The organism is Curtobacterium luteum (genome assembly GCF_014646995.1).
GTDB classification, from domain to species: Bacteria; Actinomycetota; Actinomycetes; order Actinomycetales; family Microbacteriaceae; genus Curtobacterium; species Curtobacterium luteum.
Genome location: NZ_BMOI01000015.1, coordinates 32,885 through 51,605 on the forward strand (window position 1 = coordinate 32,885; position 18,721 = coordinate 51,605).

At 72.5% G+C, this 18,721-nt stretch carries 19 protein-coding genes; 13 read left to right on the plus strand and 6 right to left on the minus strand.

Going from position 1 to position 18,721, the window contains the following annotated elements; genetic code table 11:
* Nucleotides 1-108: 108 nt before the first annotated feature.
* A complete protein-coding gene (locus IEY20_RS14740) occupies nucleotides 109-636 on the minus strand; it encodes a GNAT family N-acetyltransferase (protein ID WP_031274329.1) in 528 nt (175 codons plus the stop codon).
* Between IEY20_RS14740 and IEY20_RS14745 the strand changes: the two genes are divergently transcribed.
* The 3 genes from IEY20_RS14745 to IEY20_RS14755 are packed head-to-tail and all read left to right on the plus strand — an operon-like array spanning nucleotide 635 to nucleotide 2,738.
* A complete protein-coding gene (locus IEY20_RS14745; protein WP_022904896.1) occupies nucleotides 635-1,279 on the plus strand; it encodes a helix-turn-helix domain-containing protein in 645 nt (214 codons plus the stop codon). The two genes, IEY20_RS14740 and IEY20_RS14745, sit on opposite strands and share 2 nt — an antisense overlap.
* A 22-nt stretch (nucleotides 1,280-1,301) precedes the next feature.
* Nucleotides 1,302-1,790, plus strand: coding sequence for a ribose-5-phosphate isomerase (locus IEY20_RS14750; protein ID WP_175327447.1), 489 nt, complete (start codon nucleotides 1,302-1,304; stop codon nucleotides 1,788-1,790).
* Between the two features lie 18 nt (nucleotides 1,791-1,808).
* On the plus strand, nucleotides 1,809-2,738 hold the full coding sequence (locus IEY20_RS14755; RefSeq protein ID WP_175327446.1) for an Fpg/Nei family DNA glycosylase: 930 nt from the start codon (nucleotides 1,809-1,811) through the stop codon (nucleotides 2,736-2,738).
* Between the two features lie 15 nt (nucleotides 2,739-2,753).
* Here the strand turns inward: IEY20_RS14755 and IEY20_RS14760 are convergent, their stop codons facing one another.
* A complete protein-coding gene (locus tag IEY20_RS14760) occupies nucleotides 2,754-4,229 on the minus strand; it encodes an amidohydrolase (RefSeq protein WP_031273212.1) in 1,476 nt (491 codons plus the stop codon).
* Nucleotides 4,230-4,237: 8 nt separating this feature from the next.
* Nucleotides 4,238-4,918 carry an FMN-binding negative transcriptional regulator gene (locus IEY20_RS14765; RefSeq protein WP_022903241.1) on the minus strand — a complete coding sequence of 227 codons (681 nt, stop codon included), beginning with the start codon at nucleotides 4,916-4,918 and terminating at the stop codon, nucleotides 4,238-4,240.
* Nucleotides 4,919-5,100: 182 nt separating this feature from the next.
* On the opposite strand from IEY20_RS14765, the gene IEY20_RS14770 reads away from it, so the two are divergent.
* The 7 genes from IEY20_RS14770 to IEY20_RS14800 all read left to right on the plus strand — a co-directional run bounded on the left by IEY20_RS14770 (nucleotide 5,101) and on the right by IEY20_RS14800 (nucleotide 13,729).
* Nucleotides 5,101-6,693, plus strand: coding sequence for a peptide ABC transporter substrate-binding protein (locus IEY20_RS14770; protein ID WP_217504134.1), 1,593 nt, complete (start codon nucleotides 5,101-5,103; stop codon nucleotides 6,691-6,693).
* Between the two features lie 16 nt (nucleotides 6,694-6,709).
* The gene (locus IEY20_RS14775; protein WP_188889273.1) at nucleotides 6,710-8,197 is read left to right on the plus strand and encodes a M14 family zinc carboxypeptidase; all 1,488 of its coding nucleotides are present in this window, start codon (nucleotides 6,710-6,712) and stop codon (nucleotides 8,195-8,197) included.
* Nucleotides 8,197-9,138, plus strand: a complete 942-nt coding sequence (locus tag IEY20_RS14780) for an ABC transporter permease (RefSeq protein ID WP_022903243.1) — start codon at nucleotides 8,197-8,199, stop codon at nucleotides 9,136-9,138. The genes IEY20_RS14775 and IEY20_RS14780 overlap by 1 nt, the downstream gene beginning before the upstream one ends.
* Nucleotides 9,135-10,025: an ABC transporter permease gene (locus tag IEY20_RS14785; protein ID WP_022903244.1), complete on the plus strand. Its 891-nt coding sequence runs from the start codon at nucleotides 9,135-9,137 to the stop codon at nucleotides 10,023-10,025. The genes IEY20_RS14780 and IEY20_RS14785 overlap by 4 nt, the downstream gene beginning before the upstream one ends.
* Nucleotides 10,026-10,098: 73 nt before the next feature.
* Nucleotides 10,099-11,508 carry a serine hydrolase domain-containing protein gene (locus IEY20_RS17320; protein WP_268239168.1) on the plus strand — a complete coding sequence of 470 codons (1,410 nt, stop codon included), beginning with the start codon at nucleotides 10,099-10,101 and terminating at the stop codon, nucleotides 11,506-11,508.
* On the plus strand, nucleotides 11,505-12,074 hold the full coding sequence (locus tag IEY20_RS14795; RefSeq protein ID WP_175327444.1) for a GbsR/MarR family transcriptional regulator: 570 nt from the start codon (nucleotides 11,505-11,507) through the stop codon (nucleotides 12,072-12,074). The genes IEY20_RS17320 and IEY20_RS14795 overlap by 4 nt, the downstream gene beginning before the upstream one ends.
* Complete coding sequence (locus IEY20_RS14800; protein ID WP_175327443.1) at nucleotides 12,071-13,729, plus strand: dipeptide ABC transporter ATP-binding protein; 1,659 nt, start codon at nucleotides 12,071-12,073, stop codon at nucleotides 13,727-13,729. Before IEY20_RS14795 ends, IEY20_RS14800 begins: the two co-directional genes overlap by 4 nt.
* A 117-nt stretch (nucleotides 13,730-13,846) precedes the next feature.
* On the opposite strand, the gene IEY20_RS14805 is transcribed toward IEY20_RS14800, so the two are convergent.
* On the minus strand, nucleotides 13,847-14,665 hold the full coding sequence (locus tag IEY20_RS14805; protein ID WP_175327442.1) for an AraC family transcriptional regulator: 819 nt from the start codon (nucleotides 14,663-14,665) through the stop codon (nucleotides 13,847-13,849).
* 83 nt (nucleotides 14,666-14,748) lie between these two features.
* Nucleotides 14,749-15,324, minus strand: coding sequence for a hypothetical protein (locus IEY20_RS14810; RefSeq protein ID WP_031272739.1), 576 nt, complete (start codon nucleotides 15,322-15,324; stop codon nucleotides 14,749-14,751).
* A gap of 95 nt (nucleotides 15,325-15,419) precedes the next feature.
* Between IEY20_RS14810 and IEY20_RS14815 the strand changes: the two genes are divergently transcribed.
* Genes IEY20_RS14815 through IEY20_RS14825 form a run of 3 tightly spaced genes read left to right on the plus strand, consistent with a single transcriptional unit; the run spans nucleotide 15,420 to nucleotide 18,430 of the window.
* Nucleotides 15,420-16,892 carry a sensor histidine kinase gene (locus tag IEY20_RS14815; RefSeq protein ID WP_175327441.1) on the plus strand — a complete coding sequence of 491 codons (1,473 nt, stop codon included), beginning with the start codon at nucleotides 15,420-15,422 and terminating at the stop codon, nucleotides 16,890-16,892.
* A gap of 18 nt (nucleotides 16,893-16,910) precedes the next feature.
* Nucleotides 16,911-17,573 (plus strand): response regulator transcription factor, encoded by a 663-nt coding sequence (locus tag IEY20_RS14820; protein WP_022902747.1) that lies wholly within the window; start codon nucleotides 16,911-16,913, stop codon nucleotides 17,571-17,573.
* An 11-nt stretch (nucleotides 17,574-17,584) separates the two neighbouring features.
* Nucleotides 17,585-18,430 (plus strand): EamA family transporter, encoded by an 846-nt coding sequence (locus IEY20_RS14825; RefSeq protein ID WP_175327440.1) that lies wholly within the window; start codon nucleotides 17,585-17,587, stop codon nucleotides 18,428-18,430.
* Between the two features lie 75 nt (nucleotides 18,431-18,505).
* Here the strand turns inward: IEY20_RS14825 and IEY20_RS14830 are convergent, their stop codons facing one another.
* Entirely contained in the window at nucleotides 18,506-18,658 is a 153-nt protein-coding gene (locus IEY20_RS14830) for a hypothetical protein (RefSeq protein WP_175327439.1), read from the minus strand.
* Between the last annotated feature and the right edge of the window lie 63 nt (nucleotides 18,659-18,721).

Genomic DNA, 18,721 nt, shown 5'->3' on the forward strand with positions numbered 1-18,721 from the left:
TGCGCAGGAGCGCAGGAGTGCAGGAGCGCAGGAGCGCAGGAGCGCAGGAGCGCAGGGCCGGGAGGCACGGGTCGCGCCCGGCAGGCGGGCGCGGCCCGCGGGGACGGCTCAGTCGAGCGGCAGTCGCATGAGTGTCAGGTCGAGCCAGCGGTCGAACTTCCGCCCGACCTCCGGCAGGACGCCGACGGTCACGAACCCGAGCCGTTCGTGCAACGCGATCGACCCGGTGTTCGACGAGCAGATCCCGGCCATCAACACGTGGTGCCCGTCGGCTCGCGCCCGAGCCACGAGTGCGTCCATGAGCACGGTCGCCACGCCCCGCCCGCGGAACCGCTCGACCACGTAGACGCTGTGCTCGACCGTGTGCCGGTAGCCCTGGTGCGGCCGGAAGCCGCTGTACGTGGCGTAGCCCGCGACGACGCCCTCCACCTCGGCGACGAGCACCGGCAGTCCGGCCGACCGCCGCTCGGCCAGCCAACCGTCGAACCAGGGGCGCGGGTGGGGTTCCTCCTGCCAGATCGCCGTGGAGTGCAGCACCGCGTCGACGTGCAGCCCGTGCACGACGTCGAGGTCGCGCGGCTCGCAGTCGCGCACCGTGACCGCGGAAGGGGAACCCGTCGCATATGCTGTCGGCATGTCTCAGATCGTAGACGAAACGGCGCCGGAAGCGGAAACGGCGGACACGGCGTCCGCTGACGACGCCGAGCAGCGTCGACTCGGTGAACGGCTCCGGCGTCTCCGCACCGAGCGCAAGTGGAGCCTCACCGAACTCGCCGAGGAGTCGGGCGTCTCCCGCGCCATGATCAACCGCGTCGAACGCGGGGTGTCCAGCCCGACGGCCACCATCCTCGGGCGGCTGTCCGGGGCGTTCGGACTCACCGTCTCACAGCTCCTCGACGAGAGCCTCGAGCACGAGGTGCCCAGGTCGAGCGACCCCGACCAGGCGCGCGGCGTCCAGCGCGGCGCGACCGCCGACTCCTGGACCGACCCCGACACCGGGTACCGCCGTCGTCCCGTCTCGAGTGCGGACTTCCCCGCGGACGTGACCGAGGTGCGCCTCCCGGCCGGCCGCGGAGTGGCCTACCCGGCGTCCGCGTACGCCTTCCTCCGGCACTGCATCTGGGTGCTCGACGGCACGCTCGAACTCGTCGTCGGCGACGACGTGACGCGCCTCGGCGCGGGGGACCGGATCGAGCTCGGCGAGCCGGCCGACGTGGTCTACCGGAACACCGGTGACGACCTCGTCCGGTACGTCGTCGTCGTGGTCCGGGGCCGGTAGGCGCAGGAATAGGATCGGTGCCATGCGCATCCACCTCGGAACGGACCACGCCGGCCTCGAGTTCAACAAGACCCTCGCCACCCACCTGACGGAGGCCGGGCACGAGGTGGTGGACCACGGTCCGACCGAGTACGACGCACTCGACGACTACCCCTCGTTCTGCATCAACGCCGCGCACGCGGTCGTGCAGGACCAGCGCGCCGGTGTCGAGTCCCTCGGTGTCGTGTTCGGCGGTTCCGGCAACGGCGAGCAGATCGCCGCGAACAAGGTCGAGGGCATCCGGGCCGCGCTCGTCTGGAACGAGTCCACCGCGGTGCTCGCCCGCCAGCACAACGACGCCAACGTCATCTCGATCGGCGCGCGCCAGCACACCGAGGACGAGGCGATCCGCTTCGTCGACCTCTTCATCGCGGAGCCGTTCTCGGGCGAGGAGCGCCACGCCCGTCGCATCGCGCAGCTCGCCGAGTACGAGACCACGGGGCACATCGCCGGTGAGCAGATCGACGAGTAGGCCGGGTAGACAGGCTCCATGCCCGAGGGTCACTCCGTCCACCGCATCGCCAACCAGTTCGCCCGGCACTTCGTCGGCAAGCGCTGCGAGGTGTCCAGCCCGCAGGGACGCTTCGCCGCCGGGGCGGCGCAGCTCGACGGCAAGCGCATGGTCGCCGCGCGCGCGGTCGCGAAGCAGCTGTTCCTGGAGTTCGAGGACGACCTGTTCCTCCGCGTCCACCTCGGCCTCTACGGCGCGTGGGACTTCGCCGGCGTGATCTCGTCGGCCGAGGCGCTGTCCGAGGACGGCGACGGTGAGGAGTCGCTGTCGTCGATCGGCGCGCCGCGGCTCGCCCGGTACCGGATGGCCGAGCAGGAGAAGGCCGAGGACCCGATCGAGTCCTTCCCGCCGGACCCGGTCGGACAGGTGCGCGTCCGGATCCTCACCGAGGACACCGTCGCCGACCTCCGCGGCCCGACCGCCTGCGTGGTCGAGGACCCGGCCGGCGTGCAGCGCGCCCTCGACAAGCTCGGACCGGACCCGATCAACGACGACGGACCCGAGGCAGAGAAGACCTTCGTCGAGAACGTCCGGAAGCGGAACGTCGCGATCGGGCAACTGCTCATGGACCAGTCCGTGGTCGCGGGCATCGGCAACATCTACCGTGCCGAGCTGCTGTTCCGGCAGCGCATCGACCCGTACAAGCCCGGCAAGAAGATCACCGTGAAGCAGGCGAAGGCGCTGTGGCAGGACTGGTCGAAGCTGCTGCACGACGGTGTCCGCGACGGTCTCATGCTGACCATGGACGACCTGTTGGAGGCCGACCACGCGAAGGCCGTGCGTTCCCGGAAGGACCGGCACTGGGTGTACCACCGCGAGGGCGAGCCCTGCCGGGTGTGCGGGACGGAGATCCGGATGGCGGACATGGCCGGCCGGAAGCTCTACTGGTGCCCGAAGGACCAGAAGTAGCGTCGGCGGCAGCGGTCACACGTCGAGGTACGTGAACCGTCCCTCGATCGCGGTGCCGAGCACCCGGGCCGAGCGCAACGCTCCCGACGACGGCGCTGCGAGCGGGTCCTCCGCCAGGAGCACCAGGTCGGCGACGTCCCCGACGGACACCCCGACCCGGCCACCCTCGGTCGATCCGCGCCACGCGGTCAGCGCGGCGAGCCGCTCGGCCGGGTGCCACGGCTCCCGTCCGTCCCGGTCCCGCCCGACCGCCGCCGCCATCGACACCCACGGGTCGAGCGGTGCCACCGGCGCGTCGGAGCCGAGCAGCAGGGACGCACCCGCGCGGTCGAGCGACGCGAACGCGAACGCCCGGTCGGTCACGCCCGCCCAGTGACGGTCCGCGATGTCCCGGTCGTCCATCGCGTGCTCCGGCTGCACGGACGCCGCGACGCCGAGCCGCGCGAAGCGCTCCACGTCCTCCGGCACGAGCAGCTGCGCGTGCTCGATCGTGCCGCGGGCGCCGACGGCCTCGAAGACGTCGAGCGCGAGGGTGTTCGCCCGGTCGCCGATCGCGTGCACGGCGGGGACGAGCCCGGCCGCCACGGCACGTCGGACCATCGCGACGAGGTCCTCGAACGCGTACGCGAGCACGCCCGAGCCGTCGGTCATCGCCGCCGTCCGGGTGCCGAGCGACCCGTCGGTGATCACCTTGAACGGCCCCATCGTCACGAGTCCCCGGGTCCCGGGCACGACGTCGCCGGTGCGGAGCCCGCGCGCGATCGCGGCGTCGAGCTCGCCCGGGTACACCCCGGACCCGACCCGCAGGCCGTCCGTCCCCGCTTGCACGCGCCGGGTCCACCGGTCGATCCCGAACACCATCTCGAGGTCGCGCACCCGCGTCACCCCGCGGGCGGCGGCCGCCTCGACGGCGTCCGCCACGAACCCGTCGAGCACGTCGTCCGGCACACGGGAGAGTGCGCCGGTCACGTCGAAGGCGTCCTGCTCGCGCAGGACGCCGTCCTCGCCGGCCGGCAGGGGCCGCCCGACCAGGGCGGCGAAGTGCTGCAGCGCGAGGGCGTTGCACCACACGGCGTGCAGGTCCGCACTGATGACGACGACCGGGAGGCCCGGTGCGGCCTGGTCGAGCAGCTCACGGCGCGCGGGGCGTGGCCACATCCCGTCTCGGTAGCCGTGCCCGACGAGCACCCGGTCCGGCACGCCCGTGCGGGCGACGTCGGCCAGGAGGGACGCGGTCGACTCCGCGGAGTCGCAGCCGGACACGTCGACCCGTCGTCGCACGAGCGCCCACTGGTCGAAGTGCACGTGGTGGTCGACGAGTCCGGGTCCGAGCCACGCGCCGGCAGCGTCGACGACCTCGGTCTCGGCGGAGGTCGGGTCGAGGGTCCCCGCGGGTGCGATCGCGGCGACCCGCCCGTCGACGAGCAGCACGTCGGACGGGGCGCCGGACGTCCCCACGCGCCGGACGGTGCGGAGCAGTGTCTCGGTCATCCCCACCGTCACGGCCGGTCCGCCGCTGGCGCGTCGGCCCGGAACCGGCGGCGTGGGCCCAGCGCCTCCAGCCCGTGTACCCGGACCATCTCGTCGGCGAGCGCCGGCGAGGCGTACGGCCCGTCGCCACGGAGACCCGCGACGATCCGCTCGACGACCTCGGGGGCCTTGTTCTGGGAGAGCTTGGCGCGGGCGTCGAACCGGGTGACCCGGATGCGGATGCCCACGGTCCCCTTCGCCATCGCGCGGGCCGTCTGCTCATCGACCTCGAGGGACACCGGCTCCGGCATCACCTGCTCGAAGTGGTCGACGAGTTCGCCGAGGACGCGGAAGTTCTCCTCGTCGGACAGGACCTCCGGCGTGCCCCAGCAGTGCGCGGTGACGTGGTTCCAGGTCGGGACGAACTGCTCGGGCGGGTACCAGGCGGGGGAGACGTACCCGTGCGGTCCCTGGAACACGACGAGGACCTCGTGCTGCCCGAGTTCGTGGGCGACCTCGTCGGGGCGGCCGACGTGGGAGACGAGGACGATCTCGTCGTCGGTGCTCGTGGCCGTGTCGAGGAGGACGGGGTAGTGCGACGCGACGAGCCCCGTGGCGGTGGGCGACACGATCGTGGCCCACGGGTTCTCGGCGATCAGCCGACGGACCTCGGCGACGTCGGTCATGAGGAAGTGGGGTGTGTGCCGCATGGGTCGAGCGTGGCACAGGTCGCTCCGCGGGCGCGAGGGTCGTCGTTTCGGGCCTGTTTCCGAGAAGTAAAGGTTTCAGAGATCACTGAAACAAGTCTTGTGGTGGGGTTTCGTCCGGCCCTAGCTTCACCGTCAACGACGACCGGTCCCGAACCGGACGCGCTCGACTCGAGGAGCAAACGATGCGACGCAGGACTCTCGCCGCGCTGGCCGCGGCGGCCACGGTGGCGCTGGTGGCCGCGGGCTGTTCCGCAACCGGGACCGCGAACGACCAAGCGGGATCGGGCGGGAGCCTGGTGTACGCCACGGGCGAGCCCGACCACCTCACCCCCGGACGCCAGACCGTGGCCTTCACCCAGGTGCTCAGCCTGTTCGCACCCCTCACCGAGACCGACTCGGACGGCAAGCTCCACGACGTCGCGGCGAAGAGCGTCACGTCGAGTGACAACACCACGTGGACGATCACGCTGCGCGACGGCTGGAAGTTCCAGAACGGCGAGGAGGTCACGCCCGAGAGCTACGTCAAGGCGTGGAACCACACCGCGTACGGGCCGAACGCCTGGGAGAACAGCGGCGAACTCGCGTCGATCGTCGGGTACGCGGACCTCAACCCGGCGTCGGGCAAGCCGAAGACGAAGGAGATGTCCGGGCTGAAGGTCACGGGCAAGGACACCTTCACGGTGACGCTCGACCACGCCGACAGCCAGTTCCCCCTCCAGCTCAGCCAGGCGCAGACCGCCTTCTACCCGATGCCGGAGGCCGCCTACGCGGACCTCAAGGCGTACGACGCGAAGCCGATCGGCAACGGTCCGTACGAGATGACCGAGAAGTGGAAGGCGAACCAGCCGTTCACGGTCACCGCCTGGAAGGGGTTCGAGGGGACGAAGGCGAAGACGGAGGACGTCACCTTCAAGAGCTACTCGGACATGAACACCGCCTACACCGACGTGCTCGCCGGCAACGCGGACGTGCTCTTCCTGCCGGCCGACAAGATGACGAGCGCCGGTTCCGACTTCGGCGACCGGCTGCACTCGTTCGACGCCCCCGGCATCGACTACCTCGGCTTCCCGCTCTGGGACGACCGCTACTCCAACCCCGACGTCCGTCGAGCGATCTCCATGTCGATCGACCGGGAGCAGGTGAACAAAGCGATCTACGGCGGCCTGTACGAGCCGGCGACCGCCCTCACCCCGCCGAACATGTCCGGCACGCAGGAGGGCATCTGCGGCGAGGCGTGCGAGTTCTCCCCGTCGAAGGCCAAGGCGCTCCTGCAGGAGGCCGGCGGGTTCGACGGCACGATCACGCTCGTCTACCCGGGTGGCAACGGCCTCGACTCGCTGTACCAGGCGTACGCCAACCAGATCCGTCAGAACCTCGGCGTCGACACGGTCGCGAAGGCCACCACGGACTGGGCGTCGTACTACTCGGAGCTGACCGACAAGAAGATCGCGGGCCCGCACTTCGGTCACTGGGGTGCGCTCTACGCCAGCCAGCAGAACACCCTCCGTGCACTGTTCACCAAGGCCGGCGGCTGTGCCCCCTGCACCGGGTACTACCAGTCGGACGAGGTCGATCAGCTGCTCGCGAAGGCCGACTCCGCGGGGTCGCAGGCCGAGGCGAACGAGTACTACGCCCAGGCGCAGAAGGCCGTGCTCGAGGACTTCCCGGTCGTGCCCACGTTCTTCGACAAGTACGCCTACGTGGTCAGCGACAAGATCGCCTCGCTCCCCGCGGTCGACGGCAGCCCCGTCGTCCCCGGCATCACCGTCAAGTAGGGACCGGCACCACCCGATGGACCAGCGCACCGTCCTCCGCCTCGCGGCCGAGGTCCCCGAACGCGACGGGTTCCCGCTCGTCGACGACCTGCACGCCCGGTTCGCCGCGCTCGCCGCGGCGCACCCCGACCAGGTCACGGTCACCCGGATCGGCACCAGCCGGCTCGGGGAACCCCTCCACAGCCACCGCATCGGGTCCGGGTCGCACGCCGCCGTCATCGTCGGCGGCGTGCACCCGAACGAGCCGATCGGCTCGTGGACGGCCCTGCACCTCGCGACGTGGCTGCTCGAGGACCCGGAGGCCGCGGCGACGCTCGACACCATCTGGCACATCGTCCCGACGATCGACCCGGACGGCATGCGGCTCAACGAGGCGTGGTTCCGGGACCCGCACGACCGGGTGCACTACGCCCGGCACTTCTACCGCCCGGCGCCGGACAGCCAGGTGGAGTGGACCTTCCCCAACAGCCACGGGTCGGTGTACTTCGACCGGGTGCTCCCGGAGACGCTCGCGTTCATGCGGCTCATCGACGACACCCGGCCGGACCTCCTCGTGTCGCTGCACAACGGCGAGATGGGAGGCGTCTACTACTACCTGTCCGAGGACCTGCCCGACGTCATCGACACCCTGCGCGCGGTGCCGACCGCGCTGGGGCTACCGCTCGACACGGGGGAGCCCGAGTCGCCGCACCTCCGAGCACTCGCCCCCGCGGTGTTCGCGATGGACGGCGTCGAGGCCGCGTACGACTACCTCGTGAGCCTCGGGATCGACCCCGCCGAGCACATCCACGGCGGTTCGAGCGCCGCCTGGGCAGCACGGCACGGGACGCTGTGCATGGTCGCCGAGCTGCCGTACTGGAGCCACCCGGACGCGGACGACCAGACCCCGACCGACGAGTCGTACGCGGACCTCCTCCGCCGGTCGGCCGACGCCCTCGCTGCCTCGGGCGCGGAACTGCGGGCGGTCCTCGACGAGGCGTCCCCGATGCTCACGATCGCGTCGCCGTTCCTCGAGGCCTCCCGAGCGTTCGTCCCGCTGCTCGCGGGCATCGCGGACACCGACCGGGCACGGGCCGACCGCGAGCCCGCCGACCGGACGGCGACGGTCGCCGAGCGCTTCGGCTGCGAGGACCTGGTCCGCTGCTTCCGCCTGCGCTACGCGGGCATGCTGCTCCGGGCGCTCGAGGTGGAGACGACCGCGGGCACCGCCCCGGCGTCGCTCCGGCGGTTGCGCGACCAGCTCGCCGAGCGGTACGCCGAGTGGCAAGCCGACGAGCTGCCCGATGCCGCTCCGATCCCGATCCGCACGCTCGTGGGCGTGCAGTTCGGGGCGATCCTCGCCTGCGCGAGCCACGTCGCCGGAGGCGACGACAGCAGGCACAGCGCGGAGCCGGACCGCGCCTCTCCCCACCGGCACGGCCCGTCCGCCGCTGGCGCGTCGGCCGGGAACCGGCGGCGTGGGGCCAGTCCGTTGCTCGCCACGTCGCTGACGGGAGGCGCGTGATGCGCCCGGCGCTCGCCGTCGGCCGCCGACTCGGCGGCCTGGTCGTCGTGTTCCTCGGGGTGACCTTCCTCATCTACGCGATGACGTTCGCGCTGCCGGGCGACCCGATCAAGGCGCTCGGCGGGGACCGGCCGCTCTCCGACGCCGTCGTCCGGGCGCTCCGAGCCGAGTACCACCTCGACCAGCCGCTGTGGCTGCAGTACCTGCAGTACCTCGGCGGGCTCTTCCGGGGCGACTTCGGCACCGACTTCAGCGGGCAGTCCGTCGGGGAGCAGATGGCCTCGCGGTGGCCGGTCACGATCACCCTCGCGCTGACGGCCTGGGCGATGGAGATCGTGCTCGGCATCGGACTCGGAGCGCTGTCGGCACTCCGGCGCGGCACCGTCCTCGACAAGTCCGTGCTCGTCGGGACCATCGTCGTGGGGGCCGTGCCGGTGTTCGTGCTCGGCGTCGCACTCCAGCTCGTGTTCTCGGTACGGCTGCACTGGTTCCCGGTGGCCGGCGCGACCGCGGGCTGGCCCAGCGCCTACGTGCTGCCCGCGTTCGTGGTCGCGCTGTTCGGCCTCGCGGCCGTGTCCCGACTCACCCGGACCTCGATGATCGAGACGCTCGACGCCGACTTCGTGCGGACCGCGCGGGCGAAGGGCCTCGCGCCCGGCCGGATCGTCGGGGTCCATGTCATGCGCAACTCGCTCATCCCCACGGCGACCTACCTGGCGACCGACCTCGGCTACCTCATGGGCGGCACGGTGATCGTCGAGGGCATCTTCAACCTCCCCGGCGTCGGGAACCTGCTCTTCCAGGGCATCCGCTCGCACGAGGGCGCGGTCGTCGTCGGGATCTCGACCGCGCTCATCCTGGTGTTCCTCGTCACGAGCGTGCTCGTCGACCTGCTGCACGCCGCCCTCGACCCGCGTGTCCGGACAGGAGCCGCAGCATGACCACCTCCGCCATCGGCGCGACCCTCGAACCCGCCGTCGTCACCCGTCGACGACCCCTGCGCGCCGCCGTCCGCAAGCCCGGGTTCTGGGTGCCGGCATCCGTGCTGGTCGTCGTCCTGCTCATCGCCGTGTTCCCCGCGTTCTTCGCCGGCTTCTTCGGCCACGGCGACCCGCGCGCGTGCGACCTCGGCCGGAGCGGTGCTCCCGCGGCCGACGGGCACCCGTTCGGCTTCGACCTGCAGGGGTGCGACGTCTACGCGAACGTGGTCTACGGCACCCGGTCCTCGGTCGCGGTGGCGCTGCTCACCACGGTCCTCGCCGGGGTGGTCGCGGTCGTCGTCGGGACGGTCGCCGGCATGCTCGGCGGCTGGGTGGACGCGGTGCTCGCCCGCCTGACCGACGTCTTCCTCGGCTTCCCGTTCCTCCTCGGCGCGGTCGTCGTGCTCAACAGCGTCGGGGAGCGCTCGGTGCTGACCGTGTCGCTCGTGCTGGCGTTGTTCGGCTGGCCGACCATGGCGCGGCTCGTCCGGTCGAGCGTGCGGAGCGTCCGGAACGCCGAGTTCGTCCTGGCAGCCCGGACGATGGGCCTCTCCACGTGGCGCATCACCACGCGGTACGTGCTGCCGTCGTCGATCTCGCCGCTGCTCGTACTCGCCACCATCACCGTCGGCGGCGTCATCGTGTCGGAGTCGTCGCTGACGTACCTCGGCATCGGCCTCGAGAGCCCGGCGATCTCGTGGGGGCTGCAACTGTCCGCCGCCACGAGCCAGTTCCTCCGCGCGCCCCACATGCTCGTCGCGCCCGCGGCGTTCCTCGCCGTCACCGTGCTGTCCGTCATCGCGCTCGGCGACACGCTGCGCGCCGCACTCGACCCACGCCGCCGCTGACGCGCGTCGCGCCGCACCCTGCGGCCGGCAGCCGTCAGACTCGTCACCACCGCCCCTCGAAAGGACACCCCCAGTGACCGACACCCTCGCCGCGTACCGGAAGACCCTGCCCTACATCCACGACTGGGTGTCCTACAAGGTCTGGCAACTCCGCGTCCCGGGCGTGCAGGTCGCCATCGGGTACGCGGGCGAGGTCCTCTTCGAGGAGGCCTGGGGACACGCCGACGTCGAGGCCGGCCGGCGACTCACCACCACCGACCTCTTCCGGATCGCCTCGCACTCGAAGACGTTCACCGCGACCGCGCTCCTGCTGCTCGCCGAGCGCGGCGCCCTCCGGCTCGACGACACCGTCGGCACGTACGTCCCGGCGCTCGCCGACGGCGGCTCCCCGCTCGCCGACGCCACCCTCCGCGAGCTCATGGAGATGGGCGCCGGCGTGATCCGCGACGGGCACGACGGCGACTACTGGTCCCTCGCGCGCCCGTTCCCCGACGAGGAGGAGCTGCTCGCGCTCGTCCTCGACCGCGGCCAGAAGGTCCCGGCGGGGTCCTCGTTCAACTACTCGAACCTCGGGTACTCGCTGCTCGGCCTCGTCATCGCCGCGGTCTCCGGTACGACGTACAACGACTTCGTCCGCGAGGCGATCACCGAGCCGCTGGGCCTACGGAACACCGGCCCGGACTGGGACCCCACGCGGGCGGACGACTTCGTGGTCGGCTACACCGGCTTCCACACCGACCGCCGCCGACACCGCATCGACCACGTCGACACCCGGGCGATGGCCGCCGCCACCGGCTTCCACGGCACCGCGGGCGACCTCGTGCGGTACTTCTCGCAGCACGTCATCGGGCAGGGCGCCCTCCTCAGCGACCACTCGAAGCGGCTCGCACAGCGCAAGGCCTGGAGCGCCACCGACGACCCGGCCGACCGCGGCTACGGCGCGGGCTTCGTCGTCGACCGGATCGGCGGACGCGAGGTCCGCGGCCACTCCGGCGGCTTCCCGGGTCACATCACCCAGTCGCTGTTCGACCCGGCGTCCGGGCTCGTCGTGTCGGTGCTCACCAGCGCCGCCGCCGGACCTGCGACGCTCATCGCCACCGCGATCATCGAACTCCTCGACCGCGCCGCGGCCGACGACGCACCCGGCGCCCCCGTACCCGACGGCGTCGACCCCGCCACCTTCACCGGACGCTTCGCGAACCCCTGGGGCGTCACCGACATCGCGCTGGTCGGCGACCGGCTCCTCGAGATCGACCCCGCAGCGCCCGCCCCGCTCGAGTCTCCCACCCGGCTCGAGGTGGTCGACGCCGACACCCTGCGGATGACGCACGGCAACCGCTTCGGCTCGATCGACGAGGACGTCACCTACTCACGCGACGCGGACGGCACCACGACGGGCATCCGCGCCGGCGGCGGGATGAGCCTCACCGCCTGGTCCGTCCCGGTCGAGCCGCCCGCCGTCGCCGCCGGGGTCGAGGCGTGAGCGAGGGGGACCGCCAGGCGCTCCGGGCGGAGGCACGCAGCGACGTCGTCCTCGAACCCGCACGGCAGGCGTTCGTCGAGGAGTTCGCACTCATGTTCAGCGACATGGCGGGCATGCCGCTCACGGACGCCCGCGTGCTCGGCTACCTCATGATGACCCGTGCCCCGCACTCGTCCTCGTCCGACCTGCAGACCGCCCTCGGCGCCAGCTCGGGCTCGATCTCGATGGCGACGCGGCGGCTCGTCGACAGCGGCTTCGTGAAGCGCCACACCGTCCCCGGTGAGCGCAGCCACTACTTCCGCGCCGAGGCCGACGTCTGGGGCTCGTGGCTCGCCGGGGAGCGCCGCTACCTCGACCGCCAGCGCGACATCATCGGCCGCGGCCTCGCGATCGTCGAGTCCGGCGGGCACACCGCCGACGGCGACGTCGACGCCGAGGTCCGCGAGCGCCTCCGCAACGGCCGCGACTACATGCAGTGGCTCCGCGGGCACCACTTCACGATGCTCGAGGAGTGGGAGGCGTTCAAGGCCGACCGCGACCGCACCGACCGATCGGAGACCCGATGAGCGACGTCCTGTCCGTGGAGCACCTCACCGTCACGTTCGACGTCGAGGGCGAGACCGTCCGCGCCGTCGACGACGCGTCGTTCCGGGTCGGGCGCGGCGAGGTCGTCGCGGTCGTGGGGGAGTCCGGCTCCGGCAAGAGCATGACCGCGATGACGGCGATGGGCATCGCACCCGACGGTGCCCGCGCGACGGGCAGCATCCGCATCGGTGACCTCGAGGTCCTCGGCGCCGACGAGCGCACCCTCCGCGAGGTCCGTGGACGCCGCGTCTCGATGGTGTTCCAGGACCCGTCGGCCGCGCTCAACCCCGTCTTCACCGTCGGCTTCCAGCTCGCCGAGGCGGTGCGCCGCGCCGAGGCCGGACTCGACCGCGCCACCGTCCGCGCCCGCTCGGTCGAGCTCCTGCGCTCCGTCGAGGTGCCGGAACCCGAGCGTCGGCTCGGCCAGTACCCGCACGAGCTCTCCGGCGGCCAGTGCCAACGGGTGATGATCGCGATGGCGCTCGCCTCCGACCCCGACCTGCTCATCGCGGACGAACCCACCACCGCCCTCGACGTCACGGTCCAGGCCGAGGTGCTCGACGTCCTGCGTGCGCTCCGCGGCCGCACCGGCACCGCGATCCTCCTCATCACGCACGACATGGGCGTCGTCGCCGACCTCGCCGACCGCGTGGTGGTGATGCGCCGCGGCCGGGTCGTCGAGTCCGGCGACGCCGTCGCCGTCCTGACGACGCCCACCGCCGAGTACACGCGCGAGCTGCTCGCCGCCGTCCCCCGCCTGGGAGCCTCCGTCCCGGGCGCGGACACGGGTGCCGGCCTGGAGGCGCGCCTCACCCCGGCCCCAGTCCTCGACGTCCGGCACCTCGTGGTGGAGTACGGCGGTGCGCTCCGGGGACGCTTCCGCGCGGTGGACGACGTGTCGTTCACGGTGGGGCGTGGGGAGATCGTCGGGCTGGTCGGCGAGTCCGGCAGCGGCAAGACGACGATCGGCCGCGCCGCCGTCGGCCTCGCCCCCGTCACGGCGGGCAGCGTCGTCGTCGAGGGCACCGACGTCGCCACCGCGGGCCGCTCCGAGCGCCGGGCCATGCGTCGGCGCGTCGGCGTGGTGTTCCAGAACCCGCTGCGGTCGCTGAACCCGCGCTACACGGTCGGACAGACGGTCGCCGAGCCGCTGCGGCAGATCCTGCGCCTGCCGGCTGCCGAGGTCACCGAGCGGACCGAGCGGCTCCTCGCCGACGTCGGGCTCGACGGCGGCTTCGCGGAGCGGTACCCCCACGAGCTCTCCGGCGGACAGCGCCAGCGCGTCGCGATCGCCCGCGCCGTGGCGCTCGACCCGGCGCTCCTCGTCGCCGACGAGCCGACGAGTGCCCTCGACGTGTCCGTGCAGGCCCGGGTGCTCGACGTGTTCCGCGAGCTCCAGGAACGCCTCGGCTTCGCGTGCCTCTTCATCACGCACGACCTCGCCGTCGTCGACACCCTCTGCGACCGGGTCGTGGTGCTGCACGACGGGCGGGTCGCCGAGCAGGGGACCCGCGACGCGATCCTCCGGAGTCCCGAGGACGCGTACACGCGCCGGCTCGTCCAGGCCGCACCCGTGCCGGACCCCGTGGAACAGGCCGCCCGTCGCGCCGAACGGCTCGCGTCCCTGGCCTCCTGAGCTCCTCGTCCACGCCCGGCGGATCGCGAGGCGACGATCGATCCTGCCGTTGGCAGTTCCGGTTCGCGGATCCCGAGGTCGGCGCACCGGAACTGCCACGGACGAGGACGATCTGCGTCAGGTGGGCGGTGGATGTCCGTCCGGGGCCCGGACCCGTCCGAGTGATCGCCGCATAGCGGACACCGAGGCGTACCCGTGCCGCTCCGACACCGCGTCCGGAGCGTCACCGGCCAGCAGCGCCGCGCGGACGGCGAGCGCCCGGTACCAGCGGCCGAGCTGCGCCGGAGAACACCCGGTCGCCTCCCGGAACCGGCGGTGCAGCGTGCGTTCCGACATCCCGGTGACGGCGAGCAGCTCCGCGACCGGGACCGCCCGGGTGGCGTCGAAGAGCACGTCGAGGACAGCGCCGAGGCTGTTGTCGGCCGCGAGCACCGGCGGGGGACCGTGCCGGAGGACGGTGGTCACCACGAGGAGTGCGAGCGCATCCGCCTGCGCGTGCGCCCAGCGGACCGAGAGGCTGTCCACCTCGCGGGCGGCCGCGACCACCGAGGGTTCCGGCGACCCGGACGGCTGCGTCTCCAGGAACACGGGGAGGGCGAGCGCTTCGTCGGCGAGTGGTCCGAGGGCCACCGAGCCGACCGTCACCCCGGTCGGGCGCGGCCAGAGCGGATCGTCGTCCACCGGAGGGCCGTGCACCTCCGCCGACGCCCCGACGCTCATCGCGGCGCCGTGGCGGAGGATCGCGGCGCCCCCGGGGTGCAGCACCCAGTACCGACCTGCGCGGTGCAGGACGACGGGCGTGTGCAGGGTCACGACCCACGCCGTGACGTCCGGGTCGAGGTGCAGGGTCCAGTCCGGGGCTGCGGACAGCAGCGAACGGCCGAAGGAGCACCGGAGCCCCGCGATCTCGATGAGGGCCTGGAGCGCGTCGGACACCCCGTCAGCTTGTCAGCGCACGGACGGCCCCGATGCCCTCGACGGGCGACCTGTGGACAGGCGTCAGCGGGCGCGGACCGCCGTCAGCGGACGTCGGCGGTCGACCAGAGTGTCCGGACCGCGTCCCGCACCGGACGCAGCAGCGGCGGCAGGAACAGGACCGCTGCCGCCGCGTACGTGACGGCCTGCACGACGCCGGGTGCCAGCACGACGAGGTCCAGGGCGGCTTGCGACACCGCCGCGAGCGGAGCGAACCAGCTCAGGGCGAAGTGCGACACGACGAGCAGCACGCCGCCGACGGCCACGACCCACCCGAGGACCCGTCGGAAGCCCGACGAACCGCGGACCACCTGGACGCCGAACGCCAACAGCAGCACGATCGCGACGAGCGCCACGAAGGACCCCACGATCCCGGGGACGGGCCACGACACCGCGGACAGGAGCGTGGCGAGCGCGAAGGTCACCGTCGCCCGAGCACGGGTCAGCCAGGCCGCCACGAGGACCACCACGGCCCCGAGCGCACCGAGGACCGAGCCCGCGACCAGCCAGGTCTGCGGGACGAACACGATCGTCGACTGCAGGACGCCGGACAGCGCGGGAGCGAGGGCCGCGACCACGGCAGCGAGTGCGATCCAGCGTTCCCCCGTGCTCCTGCGCATGACCGCAGCGTACGCCCGGACGGGGGGACAACCCCACCCCGAGTCCGGGAGACGGCAGGATGGGTCGACGACGGCCCCGGTACGAGGCTGGTGTCATGACCGACACCGCCCGCCTCGACCAGGCCGAGACCGTCCCGCTCGACGAACCGCTGCCGACAGGAGCCACACGACCCATGCCCGAGCAGCCGACCCCGCCACCCGGCTGGCAGGGGACCCCGCGGGTCGCCGCGACCGGCAACGGTTCCGGCTCCGGGATGACCGCCGGCGCCTTCTACCGCGAGGCCTGGCGCCGCCTGCCACGCGACGTCGGCTACATGGCCCTCACGGCGGTGCTGCTCTGCACCCTCTACGCGGCGTTCCCCGCGGCGGTCCTCGGCGGCGGCTTCCGCGACCTCTTCAACCCGTTCGTCCTGCTCATGTTCTTCATCGCGTTGTTCGTCGCGCGGTGGCTCGGGCAGTTCGAGAAGCTCCGCATCGGGTGGGCGGACCGGCGGCCCATCCGCCCGGTCGACTGGACGCCGCGCTGGCGGCAGAACTGGTGGACCCGCACCGGTTCGGCGGTCGCGAACCCGCACTACTGGCTCTACCTGCTGCACGCCGCCGTCGTGTACCCGATCGCCGCGCTCGTCACGGTCAGTGCCGGCGCGCTCCTCGTGCTCGGCTTCACCTGGCCGATCGCTGTCGGCGGGATCGGGCTGCTGAACAGCGTTTCCGCCGGCTACTACGGCGGCATCACGAGCGGCTCGATCGTCGCCCTCGGGCTCCTCGGGCTGCTGTCGATGGCGGCCTCGGTCGCACTCTTCCCGCTCTGGGCGCGCGGCTCGGTCATCGCGCACTGGTGGATCGACCACGGCCTCCTCGGCGGGTTCCGCGCCGAGGTCCTCGAGCAGCGCGTGGCGGGCCTCCAGGCCTCCCGTGCCGGCGCCGTCACCGCCGAGGGGCAGGCGCTCCGGCAGATCGAGCGCGACCTCCACGACGGGCCCCAGCAACGGCTCGTCCGACTCCGGATGGACCTCTCCGCGGCGGAGCGCGCGATCGACACGGACCCGGCGAAGGCTCGCCAGCTCATCAGCGAGGCCTCGACCCACGCGCAGGACGCCCTCGACGAGCTCCGCGCACTGTCCCGCGGCTTCGCGCCGCCGATCCTCCTCGACCGCGGCCTCGTCGCAGCGCTCGAGGCTCTCGTCGCACGGACCCCGATCCCGGTCGGCCTCGAGGTCCGCCTGCCGGACGGGCTCGAACTCGCGACGGAGATCCAGCGCAACGTCTACTTCACGGTGAGCGAACTCCTCACCAACACGACGAAGCACGCCGGGGCCTCGACCGCCGGGGTGTACCTCGGGCTCGTCGTCGACGCCTCCGGGATCTGGTACCTGACGGTCAGCGTCACCGACGACGGCCGGGGCGGGGCCCGCGCCGAGGAAGGCCACGGCATCGCGGGGCTGATGGGCCGGATGCGCGCCCTCGACGGCGAACTGACGGTGTCGAGCCCGGACGGCGGCCCGACCGAGGCCACCGCGCGCATCCCGCTCGGAGCGCTGAACGGGGTCCCGACCGTGCACCGGTAGGCCAGTAGGATCGTCGGCATGAGCGACGGCCCGGGTGCAGCACGCATCCGGGCCGTCGTGGTCGACGACGCCGTGCTCCTCCGAGAGGGGCTGGCCCGTGTGCTCGACGAGGCCGGGATCGAGGTCGTCGCGCAGTACGCCGACGCGGAGTCGTTCCTCCGGACCCTCCCCGACGGCGCACCCGACGTGGTCGTCATGGACGTGCGGATGCCGCCGACCTTCACCGACGAGGGAGTCCGGGCCGCAGTCGAGACCCGTCGGGTCAGTCCGCGCACCGGCGTCCTCCTGCTCTCCCAGTACGTCGAGGCGACCTACGCCGAGGACGTCCTCGCCGCCGGCGCCACCGGCATCGGCTACCTGCTCAAGGACCGGGTGACCCGCCTCGAGGAGATCGACGACGCCGTCCGGCGGATCGCGGCGGGCGGCACGGTCCTCGACCCGGAGGTCGTCACGCAGCTCATGAGCCGACGCCGCGACCCGCTCGCGGCGCTCACGCCGCGGGAGCGCGAGGTCCTCGGGCTCATGGCCGAGGGGCGGACGAACGCGGCGATCGCGCGGGCCCTCGTGATCGGCACCGGGGCCGTCGAGAAGCACGTCTCCAACATCTTCGGCAAGCTCGCGCTCGAGGACACGGGGGAGGACCACCGCCGCGTCCTCGCCGTGCTCGCCTACCTCGGCTGAGCCACGCCCTCGTGACTCGCGTTCCCGCCCCGTTCCTCGCCCTCGCCGCGATGGTCTCCGTGCAGCTCGGCGCCGCGATCGCGAAGACCCGCTTCGACGAGGTCGGGTCGGTCGGGGCCGCGACGCTCCGGCTCGTCATCGGCGCGGTCGTGCTCGCGCTCGTCGTCCGCCCGCGGGTGCGGCACTGGACCCGTGCGCAGTGGACCGGGGCGGTCACGCTCGGGGTGGCGCTCGCCGGGATGAACCTCTGCATCTACGTCGCCTTCGCGAGCATCCCGATCGGCGTGGCGGTGACGATCGAGTTCCTCGGTCCGCTGGCCCTGTCCCTCGTGCACACGCGGCGCTGGCGAGACGCGCTCTGGGCAGCGCTCGCGCTCGTCGGGGTGGTGCTCCTCGGCGTCGGGCCGTCGGCAGTGACCTCGGTCTCCGGCGTCGTGTTCGCGGTCCTCGCCGCGGGGTGCTGGGCGGGCTACATCGTGATGAACCGGCACGTCGGCCGGGCGATCCCCGGGGTGGACGGCCTGGCGGTGTCCATGCTCGTGGCGATGGTCGTCGCGCTGCCGTTCGGTCTCGGCGAGGCGGTGCGCGGCGTGGGCGACCACCCGTCGCTCCTGCTCGTGTTCACCGCGGTGGCGGTGCTGTCGAGCGTCCTGCCGTACGCGTTGGAGATGCTCGCGCTGCGGCGGATGCCGACGCGGGTGTTCGGCGTGCTGCAGAGCCTCGGACCGGCGATCGCGGCGCTGGCCGGGTTGGTCGTGCTCGCGGAGGGGCTCTCGGTGCTCGAGGTCGGGGCACTCGCGTGCGTCACGGCCGCGAGCGTGGGCGTGACGCTGTCGGCGCGCCGCAGGCGCGCCTGAACTCGGACTGGAAGCCCGCACCGCGTTCCGTGCGGACGGAACGCGGGTCGTGCCTCCAGTCCGGGGAAGACCCGCCTACTCGTCGCGGAGGAAGTCCGCGTACGTGGGTTCCGACGACTCACCCGAGAGGAGCGACGGATCGTTGACCCGGCGTTCGACGTAGGCCGAGATGACCTCGGGCGGGGTGAGCACGTGAGCAACCCAGGACGGCACCTCATTCTTCTTCATGGTGGTGCCTCCTCCCAGTACGTTGGTCGCGTGATCGAAAGTCTCGATCATCGAGTTACTTGC

Excerpts from the sequence above, each read along its gene's own strand:
- IEY20_RS14745 (WP_022904896.1), top strand. The coding sequence starts at position 635 with ATGTCTCAGATCGTAGACGAAACGGCGCCGGAAGCGGAAACGGCGGAC.
- IEY20_RS14740 (WP_031274329.1), bottom strand. The coding sequence starts at position 636 with ATGCCGACAGCATATGCGACGGGTTCCCCTTCCGCGGTCACGGTGCGC.
- IEY20_RS14750 (WP_175327447.1), top strand. The coding sequence starts at position 1,302 with ATGCGCATCCACCTCGGAACGGACCACGCCGGCCTCGAGTTCAACAAG.
- IEY20_RS14755 (WP_175327446.1), top strand. The coding sequence starts at position 1,809 with ATGCCCGAGGGTCACTCCGTCCACCGCATCGCCAACCAGTTCGCCCGG.
- IEY20_RS14760 (WP_031273212.1), bottom strand. The coding sequence starts at position 4,229 with ATGACCGAGACACTGCTCCGCACCGTCCGGCGCGTGGGGACGTCCGGC.
- IEY20_RS14765 (WP_022903241.1), bottom strand. The coding sequence starts at position 4,918 with ATGCGGCACACACCCCACTTCCTCATGACCGACGTCGCCGAGGTCCGT.
- IEY20_RS14770 (WP_217504134.1), top strand. The coding sequence starts at position 5,101 with ATGCGACGCAGGACTCTCGCCGCGCTGGCCGCGGCGGCCACGGTGGCG.
- IEY20_RS14775 (WP_188889273.1), top strand. The coding sequence starts at position 6,710 with ATGGACCAGCGCACCGTCCTCCGCCTCGCGGCCGAGGTCCCCGAACGC.
- IEY20_RS14780 (WP_022903243.1), top strand. The coding sequence starts at position 8,197 with ATGCGCCCGGCGCTCGCCGTCGGCCGCCGACTCGGCGGCCTGGTCGTC.
- IEY20_RS14785 (WP_022903244.1), top strand. The coding sequence starts at position 9,135 with ATGACCACCTCCGCCATCGGCGCGACCCTCGAACCCGCCGTCGTCACC.
- IEY20_RS14800 (WP_175327443.1), top strand. The coding sequence starts at position 12,071 with ATGAGCGACGTCCTGTCCGTGGAGCACCTCACCGTCACGTTCGACGTC.
- IEY20_RS14810 (WP_031272739.1), bottom strand. The coding sequence starts at position 15,324 with ATGCGCAGGAGCACGGGGGAACGCTGGATCGCACTCGCTGCCGTGGTC.
- IEY20_RS14815 (WP_175327441.1), top strand. The coding sequence starts at position 15,420 with ATGACCGACACCGCCCGCCTCGACCAGGCCGAGACCGTCCCGCTCGAC.
- IEY20_RS14820 (WP_022902747.1), top strand. The coding sequence starts at position 16,911 with ATGAGCGACGGCCCGGGTGCAGCACGCATCCGGGCCGTCGTGGTCGAC.
- IEY20_RS14830 (WP_175327439.1), bottom strand. The coding sequence starts at position 18,658 with ATGAAGAAGAATGAGGTGCCGTCCTGGGTTGCTCACGTGCTCACCCCG.